This window comes from Enterococcus avium ATCC 14025, from assembly GCF_000406965.1.
GTDB classification, from domain to species: domain Bacteria; phylum Bacillota; class Bacilli; order Lactobacillales; family Enterococcaceae; genus Enterococcus_A; species Enterococcus_A avium.
Window position 1 is genome coordinate 806802 of record NZ_KE136357.1, and the last position, 26793, is coordinate 833594.

The following is a 26793-nucleotide window of genomic DNA, read 5'->3' on the forward strand; positions in this document are numbered from 1 at the left end:
CTTATTTTTTAAATTTTTGTCAGCATTGTCCGAGAGATAATCTCATCCTGAACATCCTTACATAGCTCTACGAAGAAAGCACTGTAACCAGCTACTCGAACAATCAAATCGCGGTATTGCTCTGGATGTTTTTGTGCTTCAATTAAGGTATTGTTGTCTAAATAGTTAAACTGCATTTCTCCATTACCTAAATGACAAGCCGTTTTAAGCAACGTAATCAGACTTTCTTCACCTTCTGGTGTATCCAATAAACCAGTCATGATCTTAAAGTTATGCACCATCCCGATGTTCATGCTGTCGTTGGACATTTTCGAGATTGATTTGATAATTGCAGTCGGTCCTTTGAAATCGGCGCCTTGCGTTGGGCTGATTCCATCAGATAGCGGAGTCCAAGCTTTACGTCCATTCGCAGAAGCTCCAGTCATTTGTCCAAACGGTGTATTATTGGAAATTGACAAGGTTCCGTGACTCAACACTGAATACAATGTTTTATACTTACGGTGCTCAGCTTCAGTAAAGTTGATCAGATCCGCCGCGATCAAATCGGCATAATCATCGTCATTTCCATATTTCGGCGCGTTCAAACAATCCGTTCTCATACGATCATTATTCGCAAAATCAGCTTTTAATCCTTCATTCAATTCCTGCAATGTGTATTTTTTCTCATCAAAGACCAGTTTCTTAATTGCAGCCATTGAATCAGCATAAGTTGCTAGGCCAGACCAAACAACACCCGGTCCAAAATTGTACATTGCGCCACCAGAAGAAACGTCTTTCCCTTTTTCCATACAGCCCTCGTACATGATCGACATCAATGGTTTTGGCGCTAGATCACGATGAACACGTTGGGAAATAACGGTAGCTACATCTGTCCATTTCGTAATGTATTTGATTTCTTCCTTAACCGCTGTCTCAAACTCTTCGTAGGTCTTGAACCGAGACAAATCACCCATATCTGGGCAAACCTGCTTGCCGTACCACAGAGGAACGCCATGATTCAAGACTAGTTCAATACAAATCGGCCATTGCGTATAGGCAGTAGAGGTCCATTGATACAAACGACCTGATTTTTGCGGCTCCACACAACCCATCAAACAATAATCCCTCGCATCTTCAATTGAGACACCCTTTGCCAGCATCATCTTGATGTGTGTATCATCAAAATGACAAGCAGGAAAACCCATACCGGCTCTAACAACATCCACGATTTTTTTCAGATATTCTCTTGGTGAGTGGTTGTGAATGCGGCAGGCAAGCGAAGGTTGATACACCTTGACATGACGAACAGCATCCATCAATAAATAGGTCAACTCATTGGTAGCATCGCGCCCTTGACGAGTTACCCCGCCGACACACATGTTTACAAACGGCTGATAGCCAGCGAAGAATTTCGAACCGCCTTCACTAGTGATCCACATCATTTCAGACATCTTAATCAACATACAGCCAGCTAATTCAAAGGCTTGAAATTCATTCATCCGACCTTCTTCTAGGTCAGCCTTAAAGTATGGATACATGTATTGATCCACACGTCCAATTGACATCCCTGTTTGGTTTTCTTCAACGACTAACAATGATTCAATTGTCCAAACGGCTTGAATCGCTTCCCAGAAGGTATCCGGTTTATGGGCAGGGACTTTACGGTTCACTTCAGAGATTTTCAAAAGCTCGGCTTTGCGTTTTGGATTGGTTTCCTTCGCAGCCAGCTCCGCAGCATAATCCGCCATCCGACGGGCATAAATCATGACGCCTTCAGTTGTATCAATGATTGATTTATAGAAATAGATTTTTTCAATATCCTCAGGATTTTCATAATCTAATTCTTCCAGATGCGCCTTGGCTTCATTCTGAATATCGATCATGCCTTTTTTCATCAAAATGACATCATACCCAGGATTGGAATCGCCGCCGCCATTTAGTGCGTGATACGAACAATCGGAAACGAAAGATTCACCAGATAATTCCCAAACACCTGCTTCACGGTATTGATCCTCACAATATTCATCGACAGATTTGCCTTTCCAGAATGGGAAAAGCTCTTCACGCATGATTTTTTTGTCTTCATCAGAAATGTAGAACGGGTCCTGTGGACGGCTGCCGATCGTATCGATCTCATCCTCCATCCAGCGCCATGCGATATCTGGAGAGAATGCGCCTGCACGCGGCTTACCGTTGGGTGCTCCAACAATCAGTTCGTGATCTTGTATCACCAGCGGCGCTGTTTCACAGCAATAACGGAAGCATTTTGCCCGCAAAACAATCTTTGGCATGCCTGGATTTTCCTTGGCAATTTTTGTAATCGCTCGGGCACGATAAGTAGTAATTGACGGTACTTGCTCTAAATAGTTGTCCTTCAATGCCTGCAAACGTTTCGTAATTCCATTAGGAATCTCTGTTCCCTCATCCGAGACCAGTATTTCTGTTACGACGTCGTCCTTTTTGACTTCGTCTGAAACAGAAGCAAACATTTTCATCAAGGCCTGTCTTTCTTCTAAGCTTAATTCTTTTGTCGCTTCAGCTAATTTTGCTGAAAATTCTTTGATGTCCATCTGTTTCCCTCACTTTACTGCTCAATTATTTTTTGTAAAAATTTCTCAATAAGTAATTGTTCATCTGAAATTCGCTTGTTAACTCCTTTACTCGGCTCCTTAACCGACGTGTAGCCAATTTCACGAACATAGGTTAAATCCTTTGCTGTAATATTCTTGGCTTTGAACCCGCGTCCCGTTGTCATTCCACCCAAAATCAGCGAGACTGGTAAACTGGAATCGATTCCAATTCCCGCTAAACTTGCTCCTGCATTTACAATCATGCGGCCAACAGGTTTCTTCAAAGCGAATTCTTTGATAATACATTGATTATTCGAATGGATCGCTAACGTATGTCCGTTACGCTTTTCCTTTAACAACTGAATACATTTATCACAGGCATGAATCCAATCAGACTCTAAATAAAAGGTTAGGATCGGACATTTTAGTGCTGTGGTAAAGGGATTCTCGTCAAAAATATACGGTTGCTCCGATACTAAGACCTTCGTCTTCTCTGACACAGTAAATTCAGCGTTTCCAGCAATCGTTTGTGCATCTTTTCCGACGATGCTGGGATTTATTTCATTGCTTAAAAATAATTTAGTCAAAAGCTGTTTTTCTTCCGCAACACTCATGAAATGAGCACCAGCCTCGATCATCTGCTCTTTTACTTCCTTTGCAATCACACTTTCAGCAATAACAAATTGCTCTGCTGAGGGCAATAAGCCATTATCAAAAGCACGACTAGAAACAATCGCTTGAGCAGCCTGGCTGACATCGGCTGTTCGCTCGACAAAAACCGGTACTGAACCACAGCCGCCATAGATAATCGGTTTAGGATACGCACGTAAATCAAAATAATCCGCCATTCCGATATTAATCACTAAATCGACAGCTTCTTGCTCTATTAATGCTTTGACTCCTTCGATTGTAGTATTTTCCATATAGCTGAAACTGGATTTTGGCAAGCCAGAATTAGCCTGATTAAGAATTTCGACTAATTTAGCCGCTGCCTCTTCCGTTTTATTCGGCGGAATCAAAATCACTGTATTTCCTGCTTTTAAGGCACTTAATGTAGCAAATAGCGCATTTAAAACAATATTTTCTGCTGGTAAAATAACTGCAACAACACCAAATGGTATCCCGATTTTACTCAAAGGAACTCCATTAGTATTCAAAACACCGATCACCTGCTCTTGCAACGAATCATTAAACTGAGCTAAAAAGTTTTGGTATAGCTGTGTCTTATCTTGTTTATTGCCTTTTCCCGTAACTGATACTTCGAAAGCAGCTAGCTCTGGCAATAGCTGGTGCACCTCAGTGATCATTCGTTGAATCATGCGATCAAGTGTTTCTTGGTCATATTCCCTTAGTAAAAAATGTGCATCGCGAGCGGATTCAACCAAGATGCGGGCTTCTTGGATCGATTTTAGATCTTTATCCACAAACTGCATGACTTCCACTCCCTTATGCTGGTAGTAATTGCTCCAACGAATACCGATCAATGATCTTTCCTAAATCAATATGCGGACTTGGAATCACAACGGAGCTGTATACCTCCGCACCCATTTCTTCAACTGCCGCAATACCTGTTTCAACAGCTGTCTTACATGCTGCAACATCTCCTCTTACGATGACGGAAATGTAACCAGAGGCCACATTTTCATAACCGACCAACTCAACGTCTGCCGCTTTACACATAGCATCAGCTGCTTCCAAAATAAAAACTAATCCAAATGTTTCGATTGCCCCGATCGCTTCGTATCTTTCCATTTTGTCCCTCCTAAACTACTGGTCAATATCATGAACAGAAACAATGTCACCTACAGCCCGAATTGGCCTGGGCATAACATTTTGTGCGGTCAGAGTACCGATTCCTTCTGCTGCCTTAGCTCCTGCAGCCACAGAAGCTTCGACAGCTGCAACATCTCCTTTGATCATGATCGTCACCAGTGTTGATCCAATATTTTCATACGAGATCAGCTCAACATTGGCCGCCTTTAGCATTTCATCACAAGCTTTTAATGCTGGAACCAGTCCGACTGTCTCGACCAATCCTAGTGCTTCTTCACCTCTGTATCTCACTAACAGACCTCCTTAGCTTTTGCGATAAGCAGCATCTACATACTTAGAAACAGTTTGCCGCCCATCTTCCGTGATCATATAGCGCATCACTAATTCACTATTCTTATCCAAATCGTAACTCGTCATTTCACATAAACCATTTGCTTCAAGGGCCAACAAATGATCGAGATACATTTTATCGTTGAACTGTTTTTCACTGCCATAATCCTTTTTCAAAGCGGACATGACTTCTTTTACATCTACTTCGTTATGATCAAACATGTAGTTCAAAACAGCCATTCTGGTTGGTAGCGCCATTCTATGCATCTCCTTTTCTGAATAAATCTAAAGGATTCATCGTTACAATGATGGCTCCTAATACGATTACAATTGAACCAATAACAATTGTTGGTGTCAGGGTTTGACCTAAGAACAGAACGCAGAATAATACGCCCCAGAAAGCGTAGGTCACGTTTAGAGACATCCCGATTGCACAACCCACCATTGAGTTGGCTTTATACCAACAAACAAATGATGCCGCAGCACTTAATCCAGATAAAACCAGCCACAGAATCGGAATACCTGCTGTCAATGTTCCACCAAGCAGTTTCAATCCGCCAACAAGCGGTACAATCAAAATCAAGACAACTAAGCCAGAAATTAACTCGCGTAAGTTCACTGCAACATCGGTATCAATCATTGCCCCGCCGAAACTTGAAAAGACACCTTCAAGCCCCCAGCAAACTGCTGCAATCAATGCACAAATAATTCCTAGTGTAAAATTCGGTGCCCCCTCAGGTTTTGCCCAGTTGATGACGATTGCTCCTGCAACACATAGCAACATCCCAAAAACAACACGCTTTGTAGGGCGTTGCTTTAAGAAAATCCAAGCAAATAAAGAACCGAATAGACTACACGTTGCCGAGATTGGAATTGCGTAAGCTCCTGCCATTGCTAAACCGATCAGGTAGGCTCCATTGGCCACAGGACCACCTAGAAGAAAGCCAACTACCAGCATTTGTCCAGGTTTTGTCTTCAATGTCCGCGATAATTCCTTCAATCGTCCATGTTTTGCGTTATAAAATAATAACCAGATCCCAGCAAATAAATCGTTTAAGCCCGAGCTAACAAAAGGAGCTGCTAAGAACCCCGCTGCACTGACTAAAGGATCATATCCGCTAGCCACCATAACCAAAGTTGAATAAATCCCATAAGTCAACCCAGAAAACAAACCATTTCCGAGTCCAGCGATTCGAAATTTTTTCCCAACCGCTTTCATTTTCGATTCTGCAGAAACCGTTGTTTGCATGACACTCTTTTCACTATTCATACTGATTCCCCTTACTCATTCGTTGTATGTGGGAGAATAGTTTCTACTTCACCATGCGGACGCGGAATGACATGCACAGATAATAGTTCACCCACTCGTTGAGCTGCTGCTGCTCCAGCATCGGTAGCTGCTTTTACTGCACCAACATCCCCACGTACCATTACAGTGACGATTCCACCGCCAACGAGCTCTTTTCCGATCAAGGAAACATTTGCGGCTTTCACCATTGCGTCGGCTGCTTCGATTGATCCTACTAGACCCTTTGTTTCTACCATTCCTAATGCATCGTACTTCACTATTGTTCCTCCTATTCGCGATTGAATCGCATACATTTTTTATGCATTTTCACTGTAGATTGTTCCCTTACGGTAGGAGTCAACCCCAAATTTTTAAAAATTTGTGAAGTATAACACAATTGTATTGTTATAAAACAGTTTCAATTCTCAATTAACTGTATTAATCGAGAATATTCAGAATAAAATCTTTTAATCACTTGATTCTATTTAAGTAATATCTCTTTTAAATTAAAATAATTTCATAGAAGTGCCGCTGCTATTTTCTCTCAGATTAATACAGAATTTAAAAAAATTGAACGAAAATAAAAAGAACTATCACATTTTTTTACCTCGAAACAAGTGAAAATTGTTAGAATGACAAGGTAAGAAAATTTTTCAATTATTGATGATGAAAGAATAAATGCCTTTTTAACAACGAAAATCTTTCCTTTTTCAAACCTTCCCCTTAAAGACAAGGATCATTTCTCTTACACATTTTTCAGAATAATTACATTATCATTTTCATTTTTGCACAAAAAAAAGCTAAGCGACTTAAGTGGCTTAGCTCTATCATGCTACAATTTCGTAGCAGGTATCATAATTTCGGTGACAAATTTATTTGTATCTTGTGTAGACCAATAATCTATGACATAGCGCTCATAACAATTTGGTCCAATCTCATAATTATGTTCTTTCGCCCATTTTTCCAATAACGGATACTTATCAGCACTGTCTTTTTGATCCCCAAAATGATACATGCAAACAAACATTTGTCCGCCAAATGCTTGCCTCGGTAATAGAAACTTGCTGTTTCGTACAGGCTTTTGAGTGACCGTTGCCTGATTAATCATTCCTTGAGCTTTTGCTTTATAATCCGCAAAACCCAAGATGACAGGTCCGGTAATCTCACTTTCTGTAGTTTCCAATAAGTTTGTCCATTCAATATTGATGATGGATTTTTTGTAATCGTATTCAAAACCCTGTTCTAAAAAATAATACTGATCGCGATCGATGTACTTCAGGCTGATACTGGTAATGTTATTTTCTATCGCCATTGTGCCTTCATTTAAAAGCCCTACCCAATCAGAAACCGATTCATGACAATTCTGAATTCGCTCCTCTTCCTTTTTGAGCTCATCAAGCTTACTAAGAAAGTTCCTTTGGTGGTAGAAATAATCCGTTGTATTCGAAACTTTTGTCATTTCCTGTAAACGAAACCCTATTTGCTTATAATACTTCAAAACTGGAATCAGCATAACTGTATCTTCGCTGTAATAGCGATAACCATTTTTAGGACTTACATGGTCAGGAACAAGCAATCCTAGCTCTTCATAAAAGCGTAATGTCTTTCTAGAAACATGACAAATCTCAGCCGCTTCACCAATACTATGCAGTTTCTTCGTATCTATTCTCGTCACCATCATTCCACCTCCCGATAATTCTCCAAAAATTATGAGGTGTTCTGTTATAGTTGTCAAGGTAATTTCTGACCTGGTATCTAACGAGATAACCACAAATTGTGAAAAAAAGTGTTAATATCAATGGAATTTACCTTAAACTTTTTTATTTATTTCTTATAATAATTTTGAATAAAATTAGCTATTCACCAAGAGACAACCAGCTTATTTTGTTATTTTTTAGCAAAGAAGGATTTCTCTTCACTTTCAGATGTTATCTAAAAGAAAATCTGTTATTTTATTTTCCCTTCATTGATATTCTATCTTGGTTTTAATCCTCCAAAGTCAAAAATTACTGCATCTAATACTAAATATAATCTAGAATTTTTATCAAATTAGTGTACGCTATATTTGCAAATAATAATCTACGAGACACCCTCACTTTTCTGTTTATCTCCGACCAACATCCCGAATAAGCGAAAGCTTTTTCGTGTTATACTATTTCAAGTAAGCAAACCTATCTTCCCATTTTTCGCTTAAACAGCTTGGCAAACATTTTGGAGGGAAAATGAACTCTTATAAAGGTAAACTATTATTTCTTTTATCGTTATTTTTCATTTCTTTTATCATCTGTTTTCCAGTGAGAGAATTGAATAATGTAATGCAAAAAAACAACATATCCGATCAGCAGATTACTGATAATCAAGCTTTTTTGAATACCTTTTCTGGCGAATGGAAAACGGTAGACGCGGCCAATAAACTAACGTTCAGTGAGCATAAGCAAATTATCACGATTTCATTTCCTACTGAGAACAGAAAAGTTAACGCAAGTGTTTCAAGTCAACAACCTGCAAGAAAACGTTGGCTTCTGTCACCCATGAATAGTGAAGAAACACAATATAGTGTGATCTTACTTTCTGACGATGAACTCAGCTTTCAAATGTCAACAACTAAACCCAATGCTGAAGGTACATCAAAGCCTGAACATTTTTATCGCATAAAATAACTTAAAAGAAAAACCGAAAGATCATGGCTATCAATATTAACAACCATGATCTTTCGGATTTCTTTGTTTTTTTATTTGTAAGTAAAGTCACACATGAACGATGAGGTTTGGTTTTTCTAAAATTTATCCATCGGAAAAACAATTCCCGATTGTCTTCTCATTTCAGTCAGCGTCTCATGGATAGCCAAGCTCACATCAAAAGGAACTTTTGTTGATTCGATTTCATTCTTCTTGATTTGATTGATCATTTCAGCAATTTCGTAAGAGAAATTCTCTTTTGGTGCAATGCCTAGTTCTGTGTGTTTGCCGGTTTTTCTTTCAATGAAACTGATTCTTTGCGGCTGACTTGGCTGATCAATCAATAGCTGACCCAGTTCTCCGCAAATTTCACAAGTGTTGACTGTATCACTGGCTTTCGAATAGTTAAGAGTCACATTAAAATCATCGTAGCTTAGAATACTGGAGCCTGCAACATCTGCACCTGTATCCAGTAATGAAGCTGTACTGAGAATTTTATTGGGCTTGCCGAATAGTCCCACACAATCAGCGACGACATATACGCCTAAATCCATCGTGGCCCCATTCGCTAACTCATTTCTGAATGTTGTAGGGTTTTCACCGCTTAAATATGCATCGTATCTAGAGGAATACTTAGAAAAATTCAAGTTTACTTGGCGAATCCTTCCGACTAGGTTCAGATTGTCACGCAAAATTTGAAAATTAGGATTGTATAATGGGATTAATCCTTCTTGTAAATAGGTGTGATTTTTTTTCGCACAATCAATCAGCTCTTTTACTTGTTCATGGTTGGCAGCTAAAGGTTTTTCACAAAAAGTTGGAATACCTTTTTCTAAAAAATAAGTCGTGATCGGGTGATGCAAACTGTTAGGGACAGCGATATAGACTGCCTCGATCAACTGAGATTCAGACATCTCCTGATAAGAATTAAAAGCATGGGGAATTCCATATTTTTCGCCAAAACCTTTCGCTTTTTCTAACGAGGTTCCGCACACCGCGACAACTTCACATTCCGCTACTTGAGTAGCGCCCGCCATAAAAAAGTCTGTCACAAAGTTCGTTCCAATTACACCAAATTTCACGCTAAATCCTCCTTTTTATTCCAATCAATAATAACCCCTGTATACTCATTTTTCTTATTCATCAATCCGTCATATGCTTCCATCAGATTTTCTTCGGTGGGAGCGATCACATGGCTGATAAAACGATCGACATCAATGATTTTTTTGTTTAATAGGGATTCAATATATTTTAAGCTTCTGTGGATAGAGAGTCTCGAGCCTTCTTTTTCTTGATAAGGGTACCTGCGATTAAATGCCCCGATCACCGTTAACATTTTGGTATGAATCGCGTTAAAGGAATTTGTAACATTCGTTGTATAGTCGGTTCGCGGAGAGCCCATCAAGATTACTTGTCCATATTTGCCTGCAATCTTAATAGCTGTCTCAATACTCTCTGATAAACCGGTCGCATCAACAACAATATCCACACCCTTCTTCTCAGTAATCTCCATGACTGACTCATATTGATCATTTGGCGCACAATTAATTACATGGTTAACTCCAATAGATTTTGCCAATTCTGCACGATCGGTAATAGGTTCCAAAGCAATCACCTCAACACCCATTTGCTGATAATAAATCGATAGAATCAAGCCTAAAGTTCCCATACCCAAAATCGCAACAGTATTTCCCAACTTGACATCTGCTGGTAAAATCCCGTTCATTGCGATCCAACACATCATCAGAAAAGAGCCTTCGATTGAGCTAGTTTCCTCTCGTAACTTGAAAAGAACTCCTCCATCACTTTTACTTGGATCATAGAACTGCAAACTACTATGCGGTCCATTAAAAAGGACTCTGTCACCTACATTAAAGCCTGCTAAATCGTCTCCAATCGCCAGAATTTTCCCAACTGAGCAATATCCTGGACGAACTGGATAAACTGCTCCCTTCTTCAGTCCAAAAACTCGTGACAATTCTGTTCCCGCACTAATCAACGAAACTTCACTTTCGATTAGGCATTCCTTCGCTGAAACAGCCTTCGGATCGACAGTTTCTTCAATTAAACGGACATCCTCCACTCCGTTAATCACAACATTCTTAGTTAAAATGATACTCACCCTTTCAAAGTTGACATGTTGATATACCATATAAAAAGCGTAACACGTTGTTAGAAGACAGTCAATCTGCTATGATAAGCTTAACAATGATATGTCAACTTAATAAGTTGACTTATATCTAATACTAAAACGGATGTAGGTGGTTAGATGGAAAAGACACAACCCTTTAAATATGCCCTGATCAAAAATGACATTGTACAAGCGATCAAGACAAAACAACTGAATACTGATGATAAGATTTTATCTGAGGCTAAATTGTGCAAAAAATACAATGTCAGCCGAATCACTGTAACTAGAGCGATCAATGAATTAGTCGCTGAAGATTATCTCTATCGTATCCAAGGTAAAGGGACCTTCGTTAAAGGAAAACAGCTATCTGAAGGTGTATCTCAACTTTCAAGCTTTACAAAAAGAATGAAGGAAAAAAAGCTCAAGTTAGAAACTAGGGTACTAGAAACTACAAGTGTTACTATGCCAGTGAAGATGGCGAATTTTTTCAATCTGCCTTCAGATAAAAATGTAATTCTGTTGAAGCGATTGCGAATCGTCGATGGCAAATTATTGTGTCTGAGTATCGCTTATTTAATGCCTGAAATTTTTTATTGGACGACGCTTGAGGATATGGAACACGAATCCCTCTATGATCTATTAGAAAACAAATACGATTTCAAATTAGGTAATGCTACTCAAGAGTTTGAGGTTGGTTATTTGAATGAAAAGAATGCCAAGTTTCTAGAAATATCCAGCCAAGATCCGTGTCTTAAGCTGTCATTATACAGCACATTAAGTGACGGACGTCCCGCCCAATTTGAAGAAACCTATTACATCGGAAGCAAGTATGCCTATCAACTTCTACTACCAGCACCCCATTCATTTAATAACGTTATCAACATTGAGGAGCTTTAAGTAAGAAAAAAGTGAACGCTCGTAGACTATCAAAGCGATAGGAATACAAGCGTTCACCTTTTCCCTGTTATGAAAATTTTAAAATAGTTTTGCAATCAGATAATCAAACAATATCTGGATAATCTGTTAGAAATGGTTTTCATGTTCAGTTAATTACTAATCTTCTTTACTGCGGCAATAATCAACATAACCAAACGCAAAGGCTTCGATCAATAGGAAAAAGGAAGAAGCGGTTTGAAGCCACCAATCGGTGGGGTTCGGACTACGGCTGCTAGAAGCATATAGCGAATAATCTGCTCTGCCAGACAAAAGATTATTTTGCATATTTGTGATGGAAACGATCGTAGAATGATAGGTGGAAAGGACATTCAGTACATTAAAAAGGTGCTGGTTTTCTCCAGATAGTGATAGGACAAAAATCAGGTCGTTTTCGGTAATGTTTTCCATGATTCGTTTGAACTCATTGGATTGTGAAGAGGCAGGAATCATTTGGGCCGGCTTGCCAATCAACAGCAAGAGTCGTTGTAGCTCAGCTGCTTGATTTTGTTGCGTGACTCCTGTTCCCAGCAAGTAGACATTACGACTATTCTCCAAAGCCTGATAGATTTTTTCCCAGTTATTCTCTTCAAGATATCGGATTGTTCGTTGGGCATCTGAAAAAATTCTTCTTTTAAAGGCAGCATCTTTTCCAATATCATTTGGATTGTTTTGCCATTTCAAAAAATTACGCAGCTCGCTAAATCCAGTAAAGCCCAGCTTTTGGGTAAAGCGAATCACGGAGGATTTTGATGAATGACAAACCTTCGCAAAATCATTGGTTCCCATCGTTGTGACTTCCTTGGGATGCGCATGGATGTATTTAACCATTTGGATATCCACTTCATTAAGTGTTTCGTAATGTTGATTGACAATATCAGAAAAAAGCATCGCTAGCCCTCCTTGTCTTTTATTTTACCTTACAAAACCTACTCAAGAGATTCAAGCTAGAAAAAAGCATTAATGATCATCTCACTAATGCTTTATTACTGAAATTATTTTAATTCAGGCCACCAATCCCCATTGGCCTCGATCATTTCATCCAGAATCTGTTTCGCAACAGAAGCGGAAGGAACGGTTTTTGAAAGTGTCATCGCCTGCCATAATTTTTGATATGATTTTTCCTCAAAGGCATCCACCACTAATTTTTCGACGGCTACCTGTTGTTCGATCATTCCTTTTTGGAAATGCGGGATTTTTCCCATACATAATGGTTCATAGCCGCGCTTGCTGACAATACATGGTACTTCGACCATTGCATCATCGTCTAAGTTAGCGATCGCCCCTTCATTTTTGACGATTAGAAGCATTCGTTCATAGGTGTTGTAGGCCAACGCTCCCGCTAATTGTACGATAAATTCCGCATGTTCTCCCGCTTCGATCGTGGTGTCCTCGGCGGTTTGAGCCGCTGCGATACGTTCACATTCTGCAAAAATATTTTTTTCCCGATTGTCCATTACTTCATTGGCTCGGGTATAATTTGGGTCGGCATGAGCCACGACATAGTCAGGATATAGATAATACTTCAAATAGGTATTCGGAACCGTGTTTGGATCCACGGCATAAACATCCTTTACTTTTTGGAAAGTATCCATCCAGCTAGTTTCTTCTAATAAAGGATTTCCTTCATCTTCAGCTGCTGCGTAGCCAAATTTTGCCACGTGCTCTTTTAATTTCGGCATTAGATCATTGCCCTGCTTGTCCGTCATTTCCGTCCACCAGCCGAAATGATTCAAGCCGTAATAACGATCGACGATGTCACTTTCGCTGTCTAAGCCAACAATGTCTGCAATTGATTTTTTGATCGCCACTGGCATATCACAAATGTTAATAATCTTCGCGTTTGGACGCATTCTCCGAGTTGCTTCGGCTACGATTGCCGCTGGATTTGAATAATTCAGCATCCAAGCCTCAGGCGAATATTTTTCCATATAATCAATCAATTCAACCACTCCAGGAATCGAGCGCATACCATACGCCATTCCACCTGGTCCGCAGGTTTCTTGTCCAAGAACCCCATACTTTAAAGGGATTTTTTCATCCTGCTCACGCATCTTCAAACCGCCGACTCGAATATGGGCCATCACAAAATCAATATCGGTAAAAGCTTCTTCGGGATCTGTTGTCGCCAAAAATTCAATTTCTGGCGCGCGCTCCTTAACGATCACTTCACAGGCTTTCGCAACAATATTTTGACGCTCCTCATCGTTATCGTAAAATTTTAACTTGCGTAAAGGAAATTTATCCTGATTTTCAATAAGCATCATAACGATTCCGGCGGTATATGTACTTCCTCCGCCTGCAATAACAACTGACTGTTTTTCCAACATCATTTTTCTCTTCCTTTCAAACTAAAAACTGTTAATTTTTATCCTTCGCTCATCCCTAATTTTTCGCAAATATCATCCTTGAAGCTTTGAACACCCATTCCTATGATGACTTGGACATTCGTTCCATTTAAAACGATCCCTTTTTGCTGAGAGATTTTTTCTAATTGAGCCGAATCTACTAGCTCTTCGTCTTTCACGGTCACTCGCAATCTAGTGAAGCAATTAGAAATACTTTCAATATTTTCTTTTCCACCCAATCCAGCAACAACTAAATCAAAATCGTTCGCGCTAGCAGTGACAAGCTGTTCTCCAGTTGCTGCATCTGCTACAACTATTTCTTCTGGATCGTCTTCTCTACCAGGTGTTTTAATGTTTAATTTATTGATCAAAAGCACAAAAATGAAATACCAAATGACTGACATGACAATTCCGACAATGATCACCAAATAGAATTTCGTGACAGAAGGACTGAAGACTGAGTTAGAAACGAATGTATCAATTAATCCATACAGCATGTACGTTCTAGCCCCAATCCCCCAAAGAATTGTCTCTGAAATAGCGGTCAATAAGCTATGAACTAGCCATAGCAATGGAGAGGCAAATAGAAAAGAGAAGTCCAAAGGCTCGGTAATCCCAGCCACCGCGGCAACAAACATCGAAGGTAAAATCATTCCCTTTACTTCTTCCTTACGCTGCTTTTTCGCGCAATGAATCAGTGCCAATGAAACAGCAATCGAACCGAATATTTTAACAAAGCCAAAGGTTGCAAAACGTAAAGATGGATCCAAGCTAGTAATAGATCCGGCATTTGCCATTTCCGCATAGAATATATTGGCCGCACCATTGTAAACCTGTCCCCCAATTTCAGCGGTTCCACCTAACGCAGTGAAGCAAAACGGCATCCACAGCAGATGATGCAAGCCAGTCGGAATCAAGAAACGATTGCCGAACGCATAAATGAAGACTCCTAATAGTCCAGTGGTCAAAATAAATCCAGATAATGACGAAATCCAATTATTCACTACTGGCCAAATATAGCTCATACCGATCGCAGTTATTAAAATGACCGGAATCAAAATCATGAAGGAAAAACGCGAACCACCATAAATACTTAAAAAATCCACAAACTCCTTATCAGAAAAACGATTATGGATAAAAGCAACAAGACAGCCGACTAGCATCCCTAAAAAGATATTCATGTCTACTACTTGAAAACCTAAAACCACCGCTTGTCCTGTTCCGAACAGCCCCATTTCACCAGCTTCAGCTAATTGATCAGTCAATGTCAGCCAAGCATTGTTGGCAGCCAAAAAGAATAAAAACGCGATCAATGAAATCAGAGCGGCCTCGACCTTTTTCTTTTTCGCTAAGGATGCTGTAATTCCCACACAGAAGATCAGTGCCAAATTATTTAACATGCTGTCCATCATCGTTTTGATCAATCCGCCAAAAGTCTGGACGACGTTCGGCATGAATTCTAATTGTAAAATAACAGAAACCGCCAAGAACAAACCCATTACCGCCATAAACTTAACTGGAACAATCACTGCTCGAGAAAAGTCCTGCATTGTCTGAGAAAATTTACTTTTCATCATTTCTCTCCATTCATTTTATTGAGTATACGTATCTCTTGACCTTAGACTAACAATTTTTGAAACCCGTTACAATATTTCCTTGATTCTTTGGACCTAAGTCCACAAGTAGGAACCATTAAAAAAAATATTTTTTTTAATAACACTTTTCTGAACAATTTAATAATTATTGTTTGTGATTCCTCTCCCCAGCTTTTAACAACTTAAAACCTATAATAGTCATACAAAAAAAGCACGCACCCTCGTTCATAAGAAAGCATACGTGCCTTAAAACTATTTTTTTAATGAATACATTAATCGTCAAAATCGTACAATACAGTCGTTAAATAGCGTTCTCCATTATCTGGGACGATGGCTAAAACTTTTTTGTCTGCTCCTAACTCTTTAGCCACCTGAAGAGCAGAATGGATAGCCGCTCCTGCCGAAATCCCAACCAGAATCCCTTCTTTTGCGGCTACCTCTCTAGCGCTTTCCAATGCTTTTTCGCTGGAAACGGAAAGAACCTGATCATAGATTTCTGTATCTAATATCTCCGGCACAAACCCTGCTCCAATTCCTTGAATTTTATGAGGAGAATGGGCGCCACCTTTTAAGACTGAGGATTCCTCTGGCTCAACTGCATAAACCTTCAATGACGGGAATGTCCGCTTTAATTCTTGCCCTGCACCAGTAATTGTTCCCCCCGTTCCAACTCCAGAAACAAAGGCATCCAGACCGCTATCAGCAAAAGCTTCTCGGATTTCTCTAGCAGTCGTTTCACGATGAGCCGCTGAATTTGCTGCATTATTGAATTGTAATGGTAAAAAATACCCGTCCTGACTAGCTAATTCTTGCGCTTTAGCGATAGCACCTTTCATTCCTTCAGCTCCGGGAGTCAAAATCAATGTCGCACCGTAGGCTTGAATTAGCTTTCGACGCTCAATGCTCATCGTATCAGGCATTACAATTATAACGGGATAGCCTTTTGCTGCCCCAACCATTGCTAACCCAACGCCTGTATTTCCGCTAGTTGGTTCAATAATCGTATCCCCCGGCTTCAAATCCCCAGCTTTTTCTGCTGCTACAAGCATATTCAATGCAATGCGATCCTTCACGCTGCCGCCCGGATTAAAAAACTCAAGCTTCAGATAGACCTCTGCGCTGTTTTCGGGTACAAGTTGATTTAATTTTACAATGGGCGTCTCACCGATCGTGTCCAAAATTGATTGGTAAATTTTTGTCATGTTGATTTCCTCCTATCAGTTTTTGTTTACTTCTGATTAATTTAAAACAACTATACCTGTTATTCGCCGCTTTTAGCCAATTGACATTTTTTATGGATGACGATTGGTTTTAGTTATAGTGACTTGATTTATCTTTTTACTGGCATAGGTTCCTTATAAATTACTTACATAAGTGCGCTATAAAAATTCATCCATCCTCTCATCTTTATGAAAATTTCTTCATTATAAAATAATTGACCTGCGCGTAAAAGCCGTCTACTCTAAAAGAAAAAGGTATTCGTTCAATCTTCCTATTAACGAAAATTTGTCCCATTAGATAAGGAGAAAAGCATGAAAAAACCAGTAATTTTGATTGTTGAAGACGAAGAAAGTTTAGTCAGCTTTATCGCTGAAGAATTAAAATATGAAAACTATGAGGTACTGATTGCCGCAGATGGTCAAGAAGCGTTGACTATTTTCGATGTCAATGAAGAAAGGGTCAATTTGCTGCTGCTGGATTGGATGCTGCCAAAGGTAGATGGATTGACTGTTGCACGAAAAATTCGTCGACGTAGTCAAGTCCCTATCCTAATGATGACTGCCAGAGATCAAGTAGTGGACAAAGTGTCAGGCTTAGATGCTGGAGTAGATGATTATCTCACCAAGCCCTTTGATATTGAAGAATTGTTGGCCCGCATTCGTGTGATTCTTCGACGAGAGGAGCGGATACAGTCCTTACAAAATGAGCCAATCATCAACCAATATCAGGACTTGACCATGGATGTGGTGAAAAGAACTGTAACACGGGATGGCCAGACTATTATGCTTACACAGAAGGAGTTTGACCTTCTTTATGAACTAATGAAAAAGCCGGAGGAGGTTTTTACTAGAGATGAGTTATTAAATGAGGTCTGGGGCTATGATTATATTGGTCAAACCAATACAGTCGACGTTTTTGTTCGAGCGCTGCGTAACAAATTAGATGACGACCAACACCCTCGCTTGATCCAAACAGTCCGAGGCGTTGGTTATGTCTTGAGGGCTGATGATGAAAAATAAAAAAGAACAAGGAAAAACACTGCAGTATCAACTGATTACTCGTTTTAGTATGATCATGCTGGGATTAGTCTTACTAGTCAATCTTCTAATCCTCAGTGTCACTGCACTGCAGTTGTATGAATCCAGTAAGAAAGAAACCGAAGCCATTAAGGATGCGCTGTCTCAAGTAGAGACACAGACCAATCAGGAATGGAAAAATACCCTGCAGCTTTATATCGCCGCAGATGATCCTAGGTATTTTATCCGTGTTTCATTAGAAAAAGGCAGCACAGTATATTCCAGCGATGCCTATCAGCTTTATGACAGCTTTCAACAGCTGAGACAGCTCCCCTTTTTATCAGATGTTCTATGGGATGAGGATACGCCCTATTTGTTTCAACAATTTTATGTAAAAAATACCAGCGTGGCAGTACTCACCAGTATGGAAGATAATTTTGAAATTCTAGCGACTCTCTTTCTGTGGTCTTTAGAAATATCCATGCTGATCATACTGCTAGGAATCTTTTTCGTCGCTAGATTTGCAAAAAAAATCAGTGCTCCGCTAGTAAAGATGAATCAAGAGGTCTTGAATTTGTCTAAGCATCCGCAAACAAACGAACGATTATCAATACCACTTTCACCCAAAGAAGCAGATAATCTTGCAAGCTCCTTCAACCGGCTGCTTCAACAGCAGGAACAGCTGATGCAGCGAGAGCGGCAATTTATCTCAGATGCTTCCCATGAATTGAAGACACCATTGGCTGCAATTCGAGGTCACGTCAATCTTATCAAGCGGCGCGGGAAAGAGCACCCTGAAGTTTTAGAAAAATCGTTACCCTTTATTGATAAGGAATCTCAACGAATGGAATTATTAGCCAATCAACTGCTAATTCTTGACCGCGAGAGACAGCAAGGAGAAGTGCAGCAGCTATTTCTAGCAGCACTCATCCGTACTACGCTTGAAGAATACACGACACTGATGCCCCAGAAGTTGAAATTAGATTTAGATGAAACAGCCAGCATAATCGGCAATTCTGAACAGTTCTATCAAATTATTCGTAATTTAGTTGAAAATGCCATTAAGTATACACCAAATGAAGGAGAAATTACTATCTCTCTCACTGCAGCTGAAAAAGAAATCACTTTAAAAATTGCCAATACAGGAGAACGTATCCCTGATAGCGAAAAAGAAAAGGTTTTTGAACGCTTTTATCGCATCGATCGCTCCCGCTCTAGTAAAATTCCCGGAACTGGGATTGGTCTGGCAATCGTGAAGCAATTGACGGAGCTTTATCATGGGAGCATCATAGTCACTGATCATCAACCAAGTGGCGCGTGCTTTACTTTGAAGTTTCCTAACTAAAATGAAGATTTCTTCATGAAGCTTTCATCCCATCTTGAATTTTCAGTACCCTCAGCCAGTTATACTTTAAGTATAGAAAAGATATAAAAAGATGAATTGCGAAAGGAAGAAAACAAATGAAAACAAAAGGATTACTTTTACTAATTACTGGTTCTGCTCTATTACTACTTGCTGGTTGTGGAGACAATTCTGCTCAGCTTGAAAATGGTACTCAACAGGAGGCGAGCAGTCAGAGCGTTGCCCAAGAAAGTCAATCAACACAAACGAACAGCTCCACTGCTTCTAGCTCAACAAAAAACACTGATTCAGCAACAAAACAGATGTCTCTAGATGAGATTATCGCTCTTTACCAGAAAAATAAGCCAAATACAGATATCACCGGCATTGAAATTGAATCACGAATGAGTAAGTTTGTCTATGAGGTAAAAGGAATGGATGACAGTAAGGAATACAAACTTTTCTTCACAGAAACTGGCGAGCTTCAACATCAAGAAGAAGAAATGCTAGATGAGGATGAACGGAATGGAAACGAACGAAACAATGAAAAGCTTGATCTCAAAAACCTATTGCCATTAGATCAAATCAACAGCATCGCCAAAAAGGAAGTCAACGGCGACATCACAGAATGGTCATTGGAACGAGAACTATCAAAAACCTACTGGGATGTAAAAATTGTTAATAATGGTCAACAATCTGATGTCTCAATTGATGCTCAGTCAGGAAATGTATTGGAAGTAGAAATGGACGACTAAAAACACAAAGCTGGTCTCAACTATTTGATATTGTTGGGATCAGCTTTTTAACTACAGGGAAAGGATATTTTTTTTGCATGAATAAATTGCTTTACAGCTTCCGGCTTTACTAATTAGATTTGATCTAAGTGACTTGCATTTATCTCTTTTGCGATATTTTTATTGTTTTATAAACAAAAAGTGCAACAGGATTATTTAAAATCAATCCCACCACACTGCTGATTCCCTATTTCGAGAATCAAAAAGTAGCACGTTGTTTCCACTTTAAGTTTTTCTCTTTACTCATCATGCTCTGCATGCCATTTTTCGATTGCTTCTTTTCGTTCCTTGAAGCGTTTTTCATTTCCCTGTGTCGTTGGTAAATAATAGTGATGCCCTTCCAATGAGGGCGGCATCGTCTTCATCGAAGTTAATTTAGCTTCAGTAGAATGGGCATATTGGTAATCCTCACCATAATGCAATTCTTTCATCAGCTTAGTAGGCGCATTGCGAATAACTAAAGGAACAGGTTCGTTCATGGTTTCGTAGACATCCTTTTTTGCCCTTTGATAGGCTGCATCCACCGCATTTGACTTGGGCGCCAAGGATAAATAGATCACCGCTTGCGTTAAGTGGACATTGCACTCGGGCAAACCGATGAACTGGCAGGATTGAAAGACTGTATTCGCTAATTCTAATGCTCGAATATCTGCTAAACCAATGTCTTCACTAGCAAATCGAACCAGTCTTCTGGCGATGAACAATGGATCTTCGCCTGATTCTACCATCCGAGCCAGCCAATAGATCGCTGCATCAACATCACTATTACGCATTGATTTGTGCAAAGCTGAGATTGTATTGTAGTGCTCTTCGCCTTTTTTATCATAAAGAAATGATTTTCGCTCAATTAAATCTAGCAGCTTGTCTTCCTTCAATGTGACCGTATCCGCTTTTTTCTCTCCGTTTAGAACAGCCATTTCCAGTGTATTCAGCGCTACTCTAGCATCACCATTGGCGTATTTCGCGATGGAATCAAGTACCTGATCGTCCAGTTCAATTTTTAGTTTTGGAAAACCCTTTGGACTATCGATTGCCTGCTTCAACAGTTGTAAAATATCTTCACTTTCCAATTGATTTAAAACAAATACCTTACTACGCGACAGCAATGCCGAATTAATCTCAAAGGATGGATTCTCTGTAGTGGCGCCAATCAGAATGATACTGCCATTTTCAACGTAAGGTAAGAAAGCATCCTGCTGCGCCTTGTTAAAGCGATGGATTTCATCCACAAAGACGATCGTTTTCGTACCAAAAGTCCGATTATGCTCCGCATCTTTCATGACCGTTTTTATTTCTTTGATTCCGCTAGTGACCGCACTGAAATTGATAAATTCAGATTTTGTTTGATTTGCGATGATACGGGCCAATGTTGTCTTGCCTACTCCTGGCGGTCCCCAAAAAATCATTGACGAGACGCGATCATTTTCAATGATTTCCCGCAACAGCTTCCCTTTACCTAGTAAATGTGTTTGTCCCACAAAATCGTCTAGCGTTTCAGGACGAACGCGTGTCGCTAATGGTTCACTCTTTTCTCTGGACTTTTCAAAAATTGATCCTTGTCTCATTCAATCCCCTCCTAAAAACGAACGTTTGTTCTATTTTAACACTTTTGAGCTTTTTTTACAAAATTGTCTACTTACTTTGAACGACAAAAAACCGTACAAATCCTATAACAGATTGTACGGTCACGTTCTAATTAATCTTAACCAAAAACCAAAAAGAATCAATACGAATACATCAGCTCTCTAAGCTTTTCCTGCGCTGCCTGATCCTCAGAAACTTGAAAACTTTTAGTCGGTGTGTAGCTTCCTAAGCTTCCATCATCCGCGTATTCGCCAAAGCCTGTGTTTGTACTCACAGGCTCACCGTTTCCTGTTTTCAATTCATAAACAACACCATTATCGCCTAATAAATACTTACTGACAGGTTTACTATAATCCATTTTTACAGAATAATTTGCCGCAAATGATCCTGCCATAAGCTCTTGCTTACCAACGCTCCCGTCTTTTGATGTATAAAAGACGCATCCGCCGATAGCATGAATAGGAAACGCATTTTCCCCTGGCACGCCATTATTCTGAACTTGCACCTGACCATCTGGGGTATTGGCATACCAATCACCACGTCCTGCCGCTCCGTGATCAAAAAACCAATAACTAACCGCCATATTTCCTATTACAGCACGTCCCCCCGCCCAATCAAGAAACGCCTGATTCATTTGTCCTTTCTGAGCATCAGTAAGTTGAGCCTTACTACTAGATTCAGTCGTACTGCTGCTTTGCGACGCTGATGATACGGTTGATTCAGATATTTGACTTGACGAGGTTTCTGGTGCTAAAGAAACACTTCTCGATGGTTCTGCTTCTTCTTTCTTAGTTGAATTGCAGCCTGACAATAAAAATACGACACAAAATCCTAACATAATAAAACTAATTTTTTTCATCTTAATCCCCCGAAAAATGAACTGATTTTTTTAATTTTACCACTAAGTAACGTAAAAAGAATGAGAAAAAAGCAAGAACCAGTTTACAATTGAGATTTTCACGGTTTTTATTAGCGAATAGTTTAACAAGCCGATTCCTTTGAAATGATAGCGGTTGCTATTATGATAAATGGGAACCAAGAAAGAAGGAAATGATATGACAGAAAGAATCTCTTTAGAAAAATCAGCCTTAGAATTTAGTATCGCTAATGAAAAAGAACCTTATATTTATCAATTACCTATAGATGAAGCACGTGCACTTTTAGAGGAAGTTCAAGATTCTCCAGTAGAAAAATTGGACGCAGATATTCAAGATGAAACATGGGAGCTAGGGAAATATGGAACGATTAACGTTCGAACCGTAAAACCAAGAGATACCACTGAGAAACTGCCAGTCATTCTTTATATTCATGGCGCTGGTTGGGTATTGGGCAGTGCGCAGACTCATGACAAATTAGTTCGCGAATTAGCCGTAAGAACCAACTCCATTGTTTTTGTTCCTGAATATGATCGTTCTCCTGAAGCAAAATATCCCGTGGCGATCGAACAAAGCTATGCCACACTGTTGAAATTAGTCGCGGATGCAGATGGAAAGTATGACACTGACCGCATCACGATTGCTGGTGACAGCGTGGGCGGAAATATGGCGACAGTCCTTACGATGTTGGCTAAGGATCGCCAAGGACCAAAAATCAATCAGCAATTATTATATTATCCTGTAACGAATCACGCATTTGATACGGACTCCTATAATCAATTTGCGACTGATTATTTCTTAGCTAAAGAAGGAATGAAATGGTTTTGGAATCATTATTTACCAGAAGGTCAAGACGCAACAATCAAAACAATCTCACCACTTCAGGCTTCTAAAGAAGAGTTGACCGGACTGCCAGCAGCTATGATTCTTAATGGCGAAGCCGATGTGTTAAGAGATGAAGGTGAAGAATATGCTCGCCATTTGCGGGATGCCGGAGTAGATGTGACACAAGTCCGCTTTCAAGGGATGATCCATGATTTCGTAATGGTCAATTCTATGGATCAAAGCCACGCGACAAGAGCTGCAATGGATGTCTCTACCGATTGGTTGAATAAACGAAATAAATAGAATGTGAAAAAGGATCGGACAAATGTTGCTGTTTGCTCGATCCTTAGAATCATTGAAGGATTGGAATTAGCTATGTTGGCTGCATCAGTGGAAAGCTGAATATTTGAGCAAATTGAGAACATATAAAAGTCCATTTTATCTTAAACGTATGATTTTCACTCCTGAACGTACAAATTAATCAGTCTTTAGCCTCGTTTGAATCCTATGCGCACCTTATAGTTATCGTCTGAAAAAAGATAAATCCTCCTTAGAATTATCCCTGTCATTTTTTATTCCGAAGATAGAATAAAAAAGCACCTATTCCAAAAAAAGGAATGGTGCTTGTATCATATAAATTAGGCGGTCTCAAAAAACGGCAGTATTCACATCTCCACCTGACGAACTCTTTCTTTGTGCATCGTCAAGTACACTTCCTCCTCTAATGGTGGTTTCACATTATGGACCTTGTTCAAATAACCTATCACTTTTTCTGCACATTGAAAGGAGGACTGATATTGATCAAGGACAATGCGAATCATTTCTTCACTCATATCCATCATTTTGATTCCCTTTACCTGGCGAATCAAGAAATATTGAAGGTGGGATACCAATCGAGAAAAATTTTTCGAGTTCTGATCAATTTTGATTTGAAAATGATATTGGATAATGGAAATGATCTCCGAAATAATTTTTGTGACGTTCATCGCCTGTTGAATCGAATCATAATTGCTTCCACTACTGATGAAATGCATAGCAATTGCCGTTGATTCTGTCTCGTCTAATCCCACATCCTCTGTCTCATTGATCACAATAGCATACTCCAAAAGACAAAGCTGGTTGATACCTCAATGCCTTTCACATCTAACAATTTTGTCACACTTATCTTTTCTTAAGTTCTATTCTATATAATTTAGAAAAACAACGAAGGAGACACCATGAAAAAATTCATTATTCCTTGTATATTTCTTTTCTTGAGTATTTTGTTATTTTCGACTTCTGCCCTAGTCGGTTCTTACCTCGATTCAAGCGGAATGCTGATTGAACCAGCGTTCTTTTGTGTTCCGTTAGGCTACTTAACATTAGGACTTGCTTTCTTTACTGCCTTATACAGTTTCGTCAAACAAAGAATATTGAGGAAATACTCGGCTTGATTCGCAGTAAATCCTCTGTTGAAGAAAAGTTATTTTTTTCAGCAATGAACTTTCGAGTATTAAAAAAGATGGTGATGTAGACATCCAGCGTCTGCATCGCCATCCTTTTTTTATTCGTTATCAACAATTAATCCCAATCGCCAAAAGAAACTTTTTTCGGAATCACCTTCTCCATTTTTTTCACCTGCTGGTCATATTGTCTTTTGTAATACCGATAATCCTCTTCAATCATTTTCAATGAGTTCCTTTGCTTGTTAGTCGTAGCATTTTTCTTTAATCCTTCTATTTGAAAAGCTAACGTCAATACATGAAGTTCTAAATCTTCGAATGCTGCATCATCCACAATGAACCACCCCTTTGATTTGTTTGTAATTCACAACAACCTTCTGATTATATAGATCAATTTCATCCCGAGTAAGCTCAGTATCTTGGCTAATATCGACTAAACAGCTGTGAGTGTACTTTTTTATCACTATCCCCGAGAGATTAAGCTGTCCCTCATTAAATAAAAAATCAATCCTATCTCCTACCAAATACTGCAAATTATAGGCATTCTCGCGAAGCTCCATCATAGAACTTGGCATCGCATGACTTCCGTTATTCAATTATTTTCACTCTCCTTGGCCTATTTCACATGTAAAACAACAAACCATATTGTGTTACTTTTTTGTAAAGAAGCCTGTTTACTACCTATTTTAGCTGACCATAGCCTGTACACTCGGATATTCTTAATTAAAATTTAATATTTATAGACAGACTTTCATCTTTTTATTAATTAGGGAAAAAAAAAAGTACCCGAATGCCATTTTCCAATGGAAATCTAGGTACTTTACATTTGATTTATCTATATTAATCGCGCCTTATTCAAAAGTTCAATCCATATTTTCTTTCGGACTCATTTGTACACTTTTTCAAAAAAATAAACTGCTTTGATGTTCTTTTATTTCTCTAACAAACTCTTCCGAAATTCCTCCCTTAGTAAAAGTAAATGCTCTTCAGAAAAATTCTGGGTCAGCTTATAACCAACGAAGTATGGGGAAACGATAAAACGTGGGGTTAGCTTAACGATGTACTTTCCTTCTTTCTCAAAGAAAAATAGATTATAGCTTTCGCAGCGTCCATGGTGATACGTAGTTAAAATATAATTAACCGTCTTTTGCACGTAGTCAGCCAAACGATAAATTGCCTCTGAAATCTGAGAATCAACAATAATATTGATTTCTAAAAATCCCATAATTGGCCTACTAGAAAAATTGATAACAACGTTGTTCTCAGACAGAACAGTGATTCCCTCAAAATTCTCCGGTTCGATTTGAGCCTCTCCGTCAATTTCCTTTAATCCGACAATTTGCATGTGAGGGTGCTTTAAACTACCGCCCGATAATGGGCCATGATTCTTATAAAAAAGGACGGATTTAAATTGTGGGTCTTTTTTGGTTTTTGTCCAGCAATCAAAGGCGAAAGTAAATAATTTTCGATTCTCTTCGATTGTATAAGTTGAAATATCCTTGTTATGGTCTGCTTGTTCTATAATGATCGTTTGAAAGGTGTCCTGCAATGTTTGATATTTATTGAGCACCCAAAGCATGTCTTCTTCTCTTCTCAAGATATTCTCTTTTTCTGCGTACTCACAGAAGGGACACCCCGTCTTTTCTGATCCCAAATGTTGCGGCTTTCCATTGGCAGCCAGCGGTAAAAAAATTAAGTCTGCTTCTTTCTTATGCTTCATAGCTCTGTAGCTCCCATCTGAAAAAAATCACGGTCTGTTGCACACATAGTGCCCACTAAAGTCTGCTAAAACAGACTTGCTTCGTAGTTTTCAACCGATTAATCCAATCATAGCATGATTTGGTATAAGAAATGACAACAATTTCTGGTTCTATAATATTTGGTGTTGTTACTCTTTCTGAGTGAGAACACCAAGTATTTTTTTATACAAAAAGACATTTGGTTGTCCTATAATTAAATCGCTGAACCCAATCATAGGAGGCGAACCAAATGTCCAGTATTAAGAATATCAAATATAAAGATAATTGCCTAGACAAAACCATCAAACAAATCCTAAATATTCATGATTC

27 protein-coding genes are annotated in these 26793 nt (G+C 39.2%); 7 read left to right on the forward strand and 20 right to left on the reverse strand.

Translation table 11 applies throughout. The features are described 5' to 3' along the window. Positions 1-8 precede the first annotated feature (8 nt). The 8 genes from cutC to OMU_RS03850 form a co-directional block, all read right to left on the reverse strand. Positions 9-2549, reverse strand: coding sequence for a choline trimethylamine-lyase (gene cutC / locus OMU_RS03815; protein ID WP_016178643.1), 2541 nt, complete (start codon positions 2547-2549; stop codon positions 9-11). A 14-nt stretch (positions 2550-2563) separates the two neighbouring features. Continuing rightward, positions 2564-3982, reverse strand: coding sequence for an aldehyde dehydrogenase family protein (locus OMU_RS03820; RefSeq protein WP_016178644.1), 1419 nt, complete (start codon positions 3980-3982; stop codon positions 2564-2566). A 13-nt stretch (positions 3983-3995) separates the two neighbouring features. After that, positions 3996-4301: a BMC domain-containing protein gene (locus tag OMU_RS03825; RefSeq protein WP_016178645.1), complete on the reverse strand. Its 306-nt coding sequence runs from the start codon at positions 4299-4301 to the stop codon at positions 3996-3998. Positions 4302-4316: 15 nt separating this feature from the next. Then, positions 4317-4613 carry a BMC domain-containing protein gene (locus OMU_RS03830; RefSeq protein WP_016178646.1) on the reverse strand — a complete coding sequence of 99 codons (297 nt, stop codon included), beginning with the start codon at positions 4611-4613 and terminating at the stop codon, positions 4317-4319. A gap of 12 nt (positions 4614-4625) precedes the next feature. After that, positions 4626-4910 (reverse strand): hypothetical protein, encoded by a 285-nt coding sequence (locus tag OMU_RS03835; protein WP_016178647.1) that lies wholly within the window; start codon positions 4908-4910, stop codon positions 4626-4628. Position 4911: 1 nt separating this feature from the next. Further along, positions 4912-5922, reverse strand: a complete 1011-nt coding sequence (locus tag OMU_RS03840) for a DMT family transporter (protein ID WP_016178648.1) — start codon at positions 5920-5922, stop codon at positions 4912-4914. A gap of 11 nt (positions 5923-5933) precedes the next feature. Continuing rightward, positions 5934-6218, reverse strand: coding sequence for an ethanolamine utilization microcompartment protein EutM (gene eutM, locus OMU_RS03845; RefSeq protein WP_016178649.1), 285 nt, complete (start codon positions 6216-6218; stop codon positions 5934-5936). Between the two features lie 554 nt (positions 6219-6772). Beyond that, positions 6773-7618 (reverse strand): MerR family transcriptional regulator, encoded by an 846-nt coding sequence (locus OMU_RS03850; RefSeq protein WP_016178650.1) that lies wholly within the window; start codon positions 7616-7618, stop codon positions 6773-6775. Positions 7619-8162: 544 nt separating this feature from the next. Here OMU_RS03850 and OMU_RS03855 point away from each other — a divergent pair. Next, positions 8163-8600: a hypothetical protein gene (locus OMU_RS03855; protein WP_016178651.1), complete on the forward strand. Its 438-nt coding sequence runs from the start codon at positions 8163-8165 to the stop codon at positions 8598-8600. Positions 8601-8716: 116 nt separating this feature from the next. Here OMU_RS03855 and OMU_RS03860 read toward each other — a convergent pair whose 3' ends face one another. Further along, the gene (locus OMU_RS03860; RefSeq protein ID WP_016178652.1) at positions 8717-9700 is read right to left on the reverse strand and encodes a Gfo/Idh/MocA family protein; all 984 of its coding nucleotides are present in this window, start codon (positions 9698-9700) and stop codon (positions 8717-8719) included. Beyond that, a complete protein-coding gene (locus OMU_RS03865) occupies positions 9697-10740 on the reverse strand; it encodes a zinc-binding dehydrogenase (protein WP_227132027.1) in 1044 nt (347 codons plus the stop codon). The genes OMU_RS03860 and OMU_RS03865 overlap by 4 nt, the downstream gene beginning before the upstream one ends. A gap of 147 nt (positions 10741-10887) precedes the next feature. Between OMU_RS03865 and OMU_RS03870 the strand changes: the two genes are divergently transcribed. Beyond that, entirely contained in the window at positions 10888-11646 is a 759-nt protein-coding gene (locus OMU_RS03870; protein ID WP_016178654.1) for a GntR family transcriptional regulator, read from the forward strand. Positions 11647-11802: 156 nt separating this feature from the next. On the opposite strand, the gene OMU_RS03875 is transcribed toward OMU_RS03870, so the two are convergent. From OMU_RS03875 to cysK, 4 genes are all read right to left on the reverse strand, one after another. Continuing rightward, complete coding sequence (locus OMU_RS03875) at positions 11803-12573, reverse strand: MurR/RpiR family transcriptional regulator (RefSeq protein WP_016178655.1); 771 nt, start codon at positions 12571-12573, stop codon at positions 11803-11805. A 104-nt stretch (positions 12574-12677) separates the two neighbouring features. Beyond that, positions 12678-14015: a 6-phospho-alpha-glucosidase gene (locus tag OMU_RS03880; protein WP_016178656.1), complete on the reverse strand. Its 1338-nt coding sequence runs from the start codon at positions 14013-14015 to the stop codon at positions 12678-12680. A 35-nt stretch (positions 14016-14050) separates the two neighbouring features. Next, positions 14051-15604, reverse strand: a complete 1554-nt coding sequence (locus OMU_RS03885) for a PTS transporter subunit EIIC (protein ID WP_016178657.1) — start codon at positions 15602-15604, stop codon at positions 14051-14053. Positions 15605-15897: 293 nt separating this feature from the next. After that, entirely contained in the window at positions 15898-16827 is a 930-nt protein-coding gene (gene cysK, locus OMU_RS03890) for a cysteine synthase A (RefSeq protein WP_016178658.1), read from the reverse strand. A 330-nt stretch (positions 16828-17157) separates the two neighbouring features. On the opposite strand from cysK, the gene OMU_RS03895 reads away from it, so the two are divergent. The 3 genes from OMU_RS03895 to OMU_RS03905 all read left to right on the forward strand — a co-directional run bounded on the left by OMU_RS03895 (position 17158) and on the right by OMU_RS03905 (position 19959). Further along, positions 17158-17865 carry a response regulator transcription factor gene (locus tag OMU_RS03895; RefSeq protein WP_016178659.1) on the forward strand — a complete coding sequence of 236 codons (708 nt, stop codon included), beginning with the start codon at positions 17158-17160 and terminating at the stop codon, positions 17863-17865. After that, positions 17855-19207: a sensor histidine kinase gene (locus OMU_RS03900; RefSeq protein ID WP_016178660.1), complete on the forward strand. Its 1353-nt coding sequence runs from the start codon at positions 17855-17857 to the stop codon at positions 19205-19207. Before OMU_RS03895 ends, OMU_RS03900 begins: the two co-directional genes overlap by 11 nt. 116 nt (positions 19208-19323) lie before the next feature. Beyond that, the gene (locus OMU_RS03905) at positions 19324-19959 is read left to right on the forward strand and encodes a PepSY domain-containing protein (RefSeq protein WP_016178661.1); all 636 of its coding nucleotides are present in this window, start codon (positions 19324-19326) and stop codon (positions 19957-19959) included. Between the two features lie 278 nt (positions 19960-20237). Here the strand turns inward: OMU_RS03905 and OMU_RS03910 are convergent, their stop codons facing one another. Both OMU_RS03910 and OMU_RS03915 read right to left on the reverse strand, forming a co-directional pair. Beyond that, positions 20238-21563, reverse strand: coding sequence for a replication-associated recombination protein A (locus tag OMU_RS03910; protein WP_016178662.1), 1326 nt, complete (start codon positions 21561-21563; stop codon positions 20238-20240). A 158-nt stretch (positions 21564-21721) separates the two neighbouring features. After that, entirely contained in the window at positions 21722-22441 is a 720-nt protein-coding gene (locus OMU_RS03915; protein WP_016178663.1) for a hypothetical protein, read from the reverse strand. A 196-nt stretch (positions 22442-22637) separates the two neighbouring features. Between OMU_RS03915 and OMU_RS03920 the strand changes: the two genes are divergently transcribed. After that, positions 22638-23585 carry an alpha/beta hydrolase gene (locus tag OMU_RS03920; protein WP_016178664.1) on the forward strand — a complete coding sequence of 316 codons (948 nt, stop codon included), beginning with the start codon at positions 22638-22640 and terminating at the stop codon, positions 23583-23585. A gap of 362 nt (positions 23586-23947) precedes the next feature. On the opposite strand, the gene OMU_RS03925 is transcribed toward OMU_RS03920, so the two are convergent. Beyond that, positions 23948-24373 (reverse strand): PRD domain-containing protein, encoded by a 426-nt coding sequence (locus OMU_RS03925; RefSeq protein WP_016178665.1) that lies wholly within the window; start codon positions 24371-24373, stop codon positions 23948-23950. Between the two features lie 126 nt (positions 24374-24499). Between OMU_RS03925 and OMU_RS22785 the strand changes: the two genes are divergently transcribed. Further along, positions 24500-24715 carry a DUF3955 domain-containing protein gene (locus OMU_RS22785; RefSeq protein WP_016178666.1) on the forward strand — a complete coding sequence of 72 codons (216 nt, stop codon included), beginning with the start codon at positions 24500-24502 and terminating at the stop codon, positions 24713-24715. A 127-nt stretch (positions 24716-24842) separates the two neighbouring features. Here OMU_RS22785 and OMU_RS03930 read toward each other — a convergent pair whose 3' ends face one another. From OMU_RS03930 to OMU_RS03940, 3 genes are all read right to left on the reverse strand, one after another. Then, the gene (locus OMU_RS03930) at positions 24843-25058 is read right to left on the reverse strand and encodes a hypothetical protein (protein WP_016178667.1); all 216 of its coding nucleotides are present in this window, start codon (positions 25056-25058) and stop codon (positions 24843-24845) included. Further along, positions 25051-25320, reverse strand: a complete 270-nt coding sequence (locus OMU_RS03935) for a DUF2187 family protein (RefSeq protein WP_016178668.1) — start codon at positions 25318-25320, stop codon at positions 25051-25053. The genes OMU_RS03930 and OMU_RS03935 overlap by 8 nt, the downstream gene beginning before the upstream one ends. Positions 25321-25655: 335 nt before the next feature. Beyond that, positions 25656-26444, reverse strand: coding sequence for a DUF4931 domain-containing protein (locus tag OMU_RS03940; protein WP_016178669.1), 789 nt, complete (start codon positions 26442-26444; stop codon positions 25656-25658). Between the last annotated feature and the right edge of the window lie 349 nt (positions 26445-26793).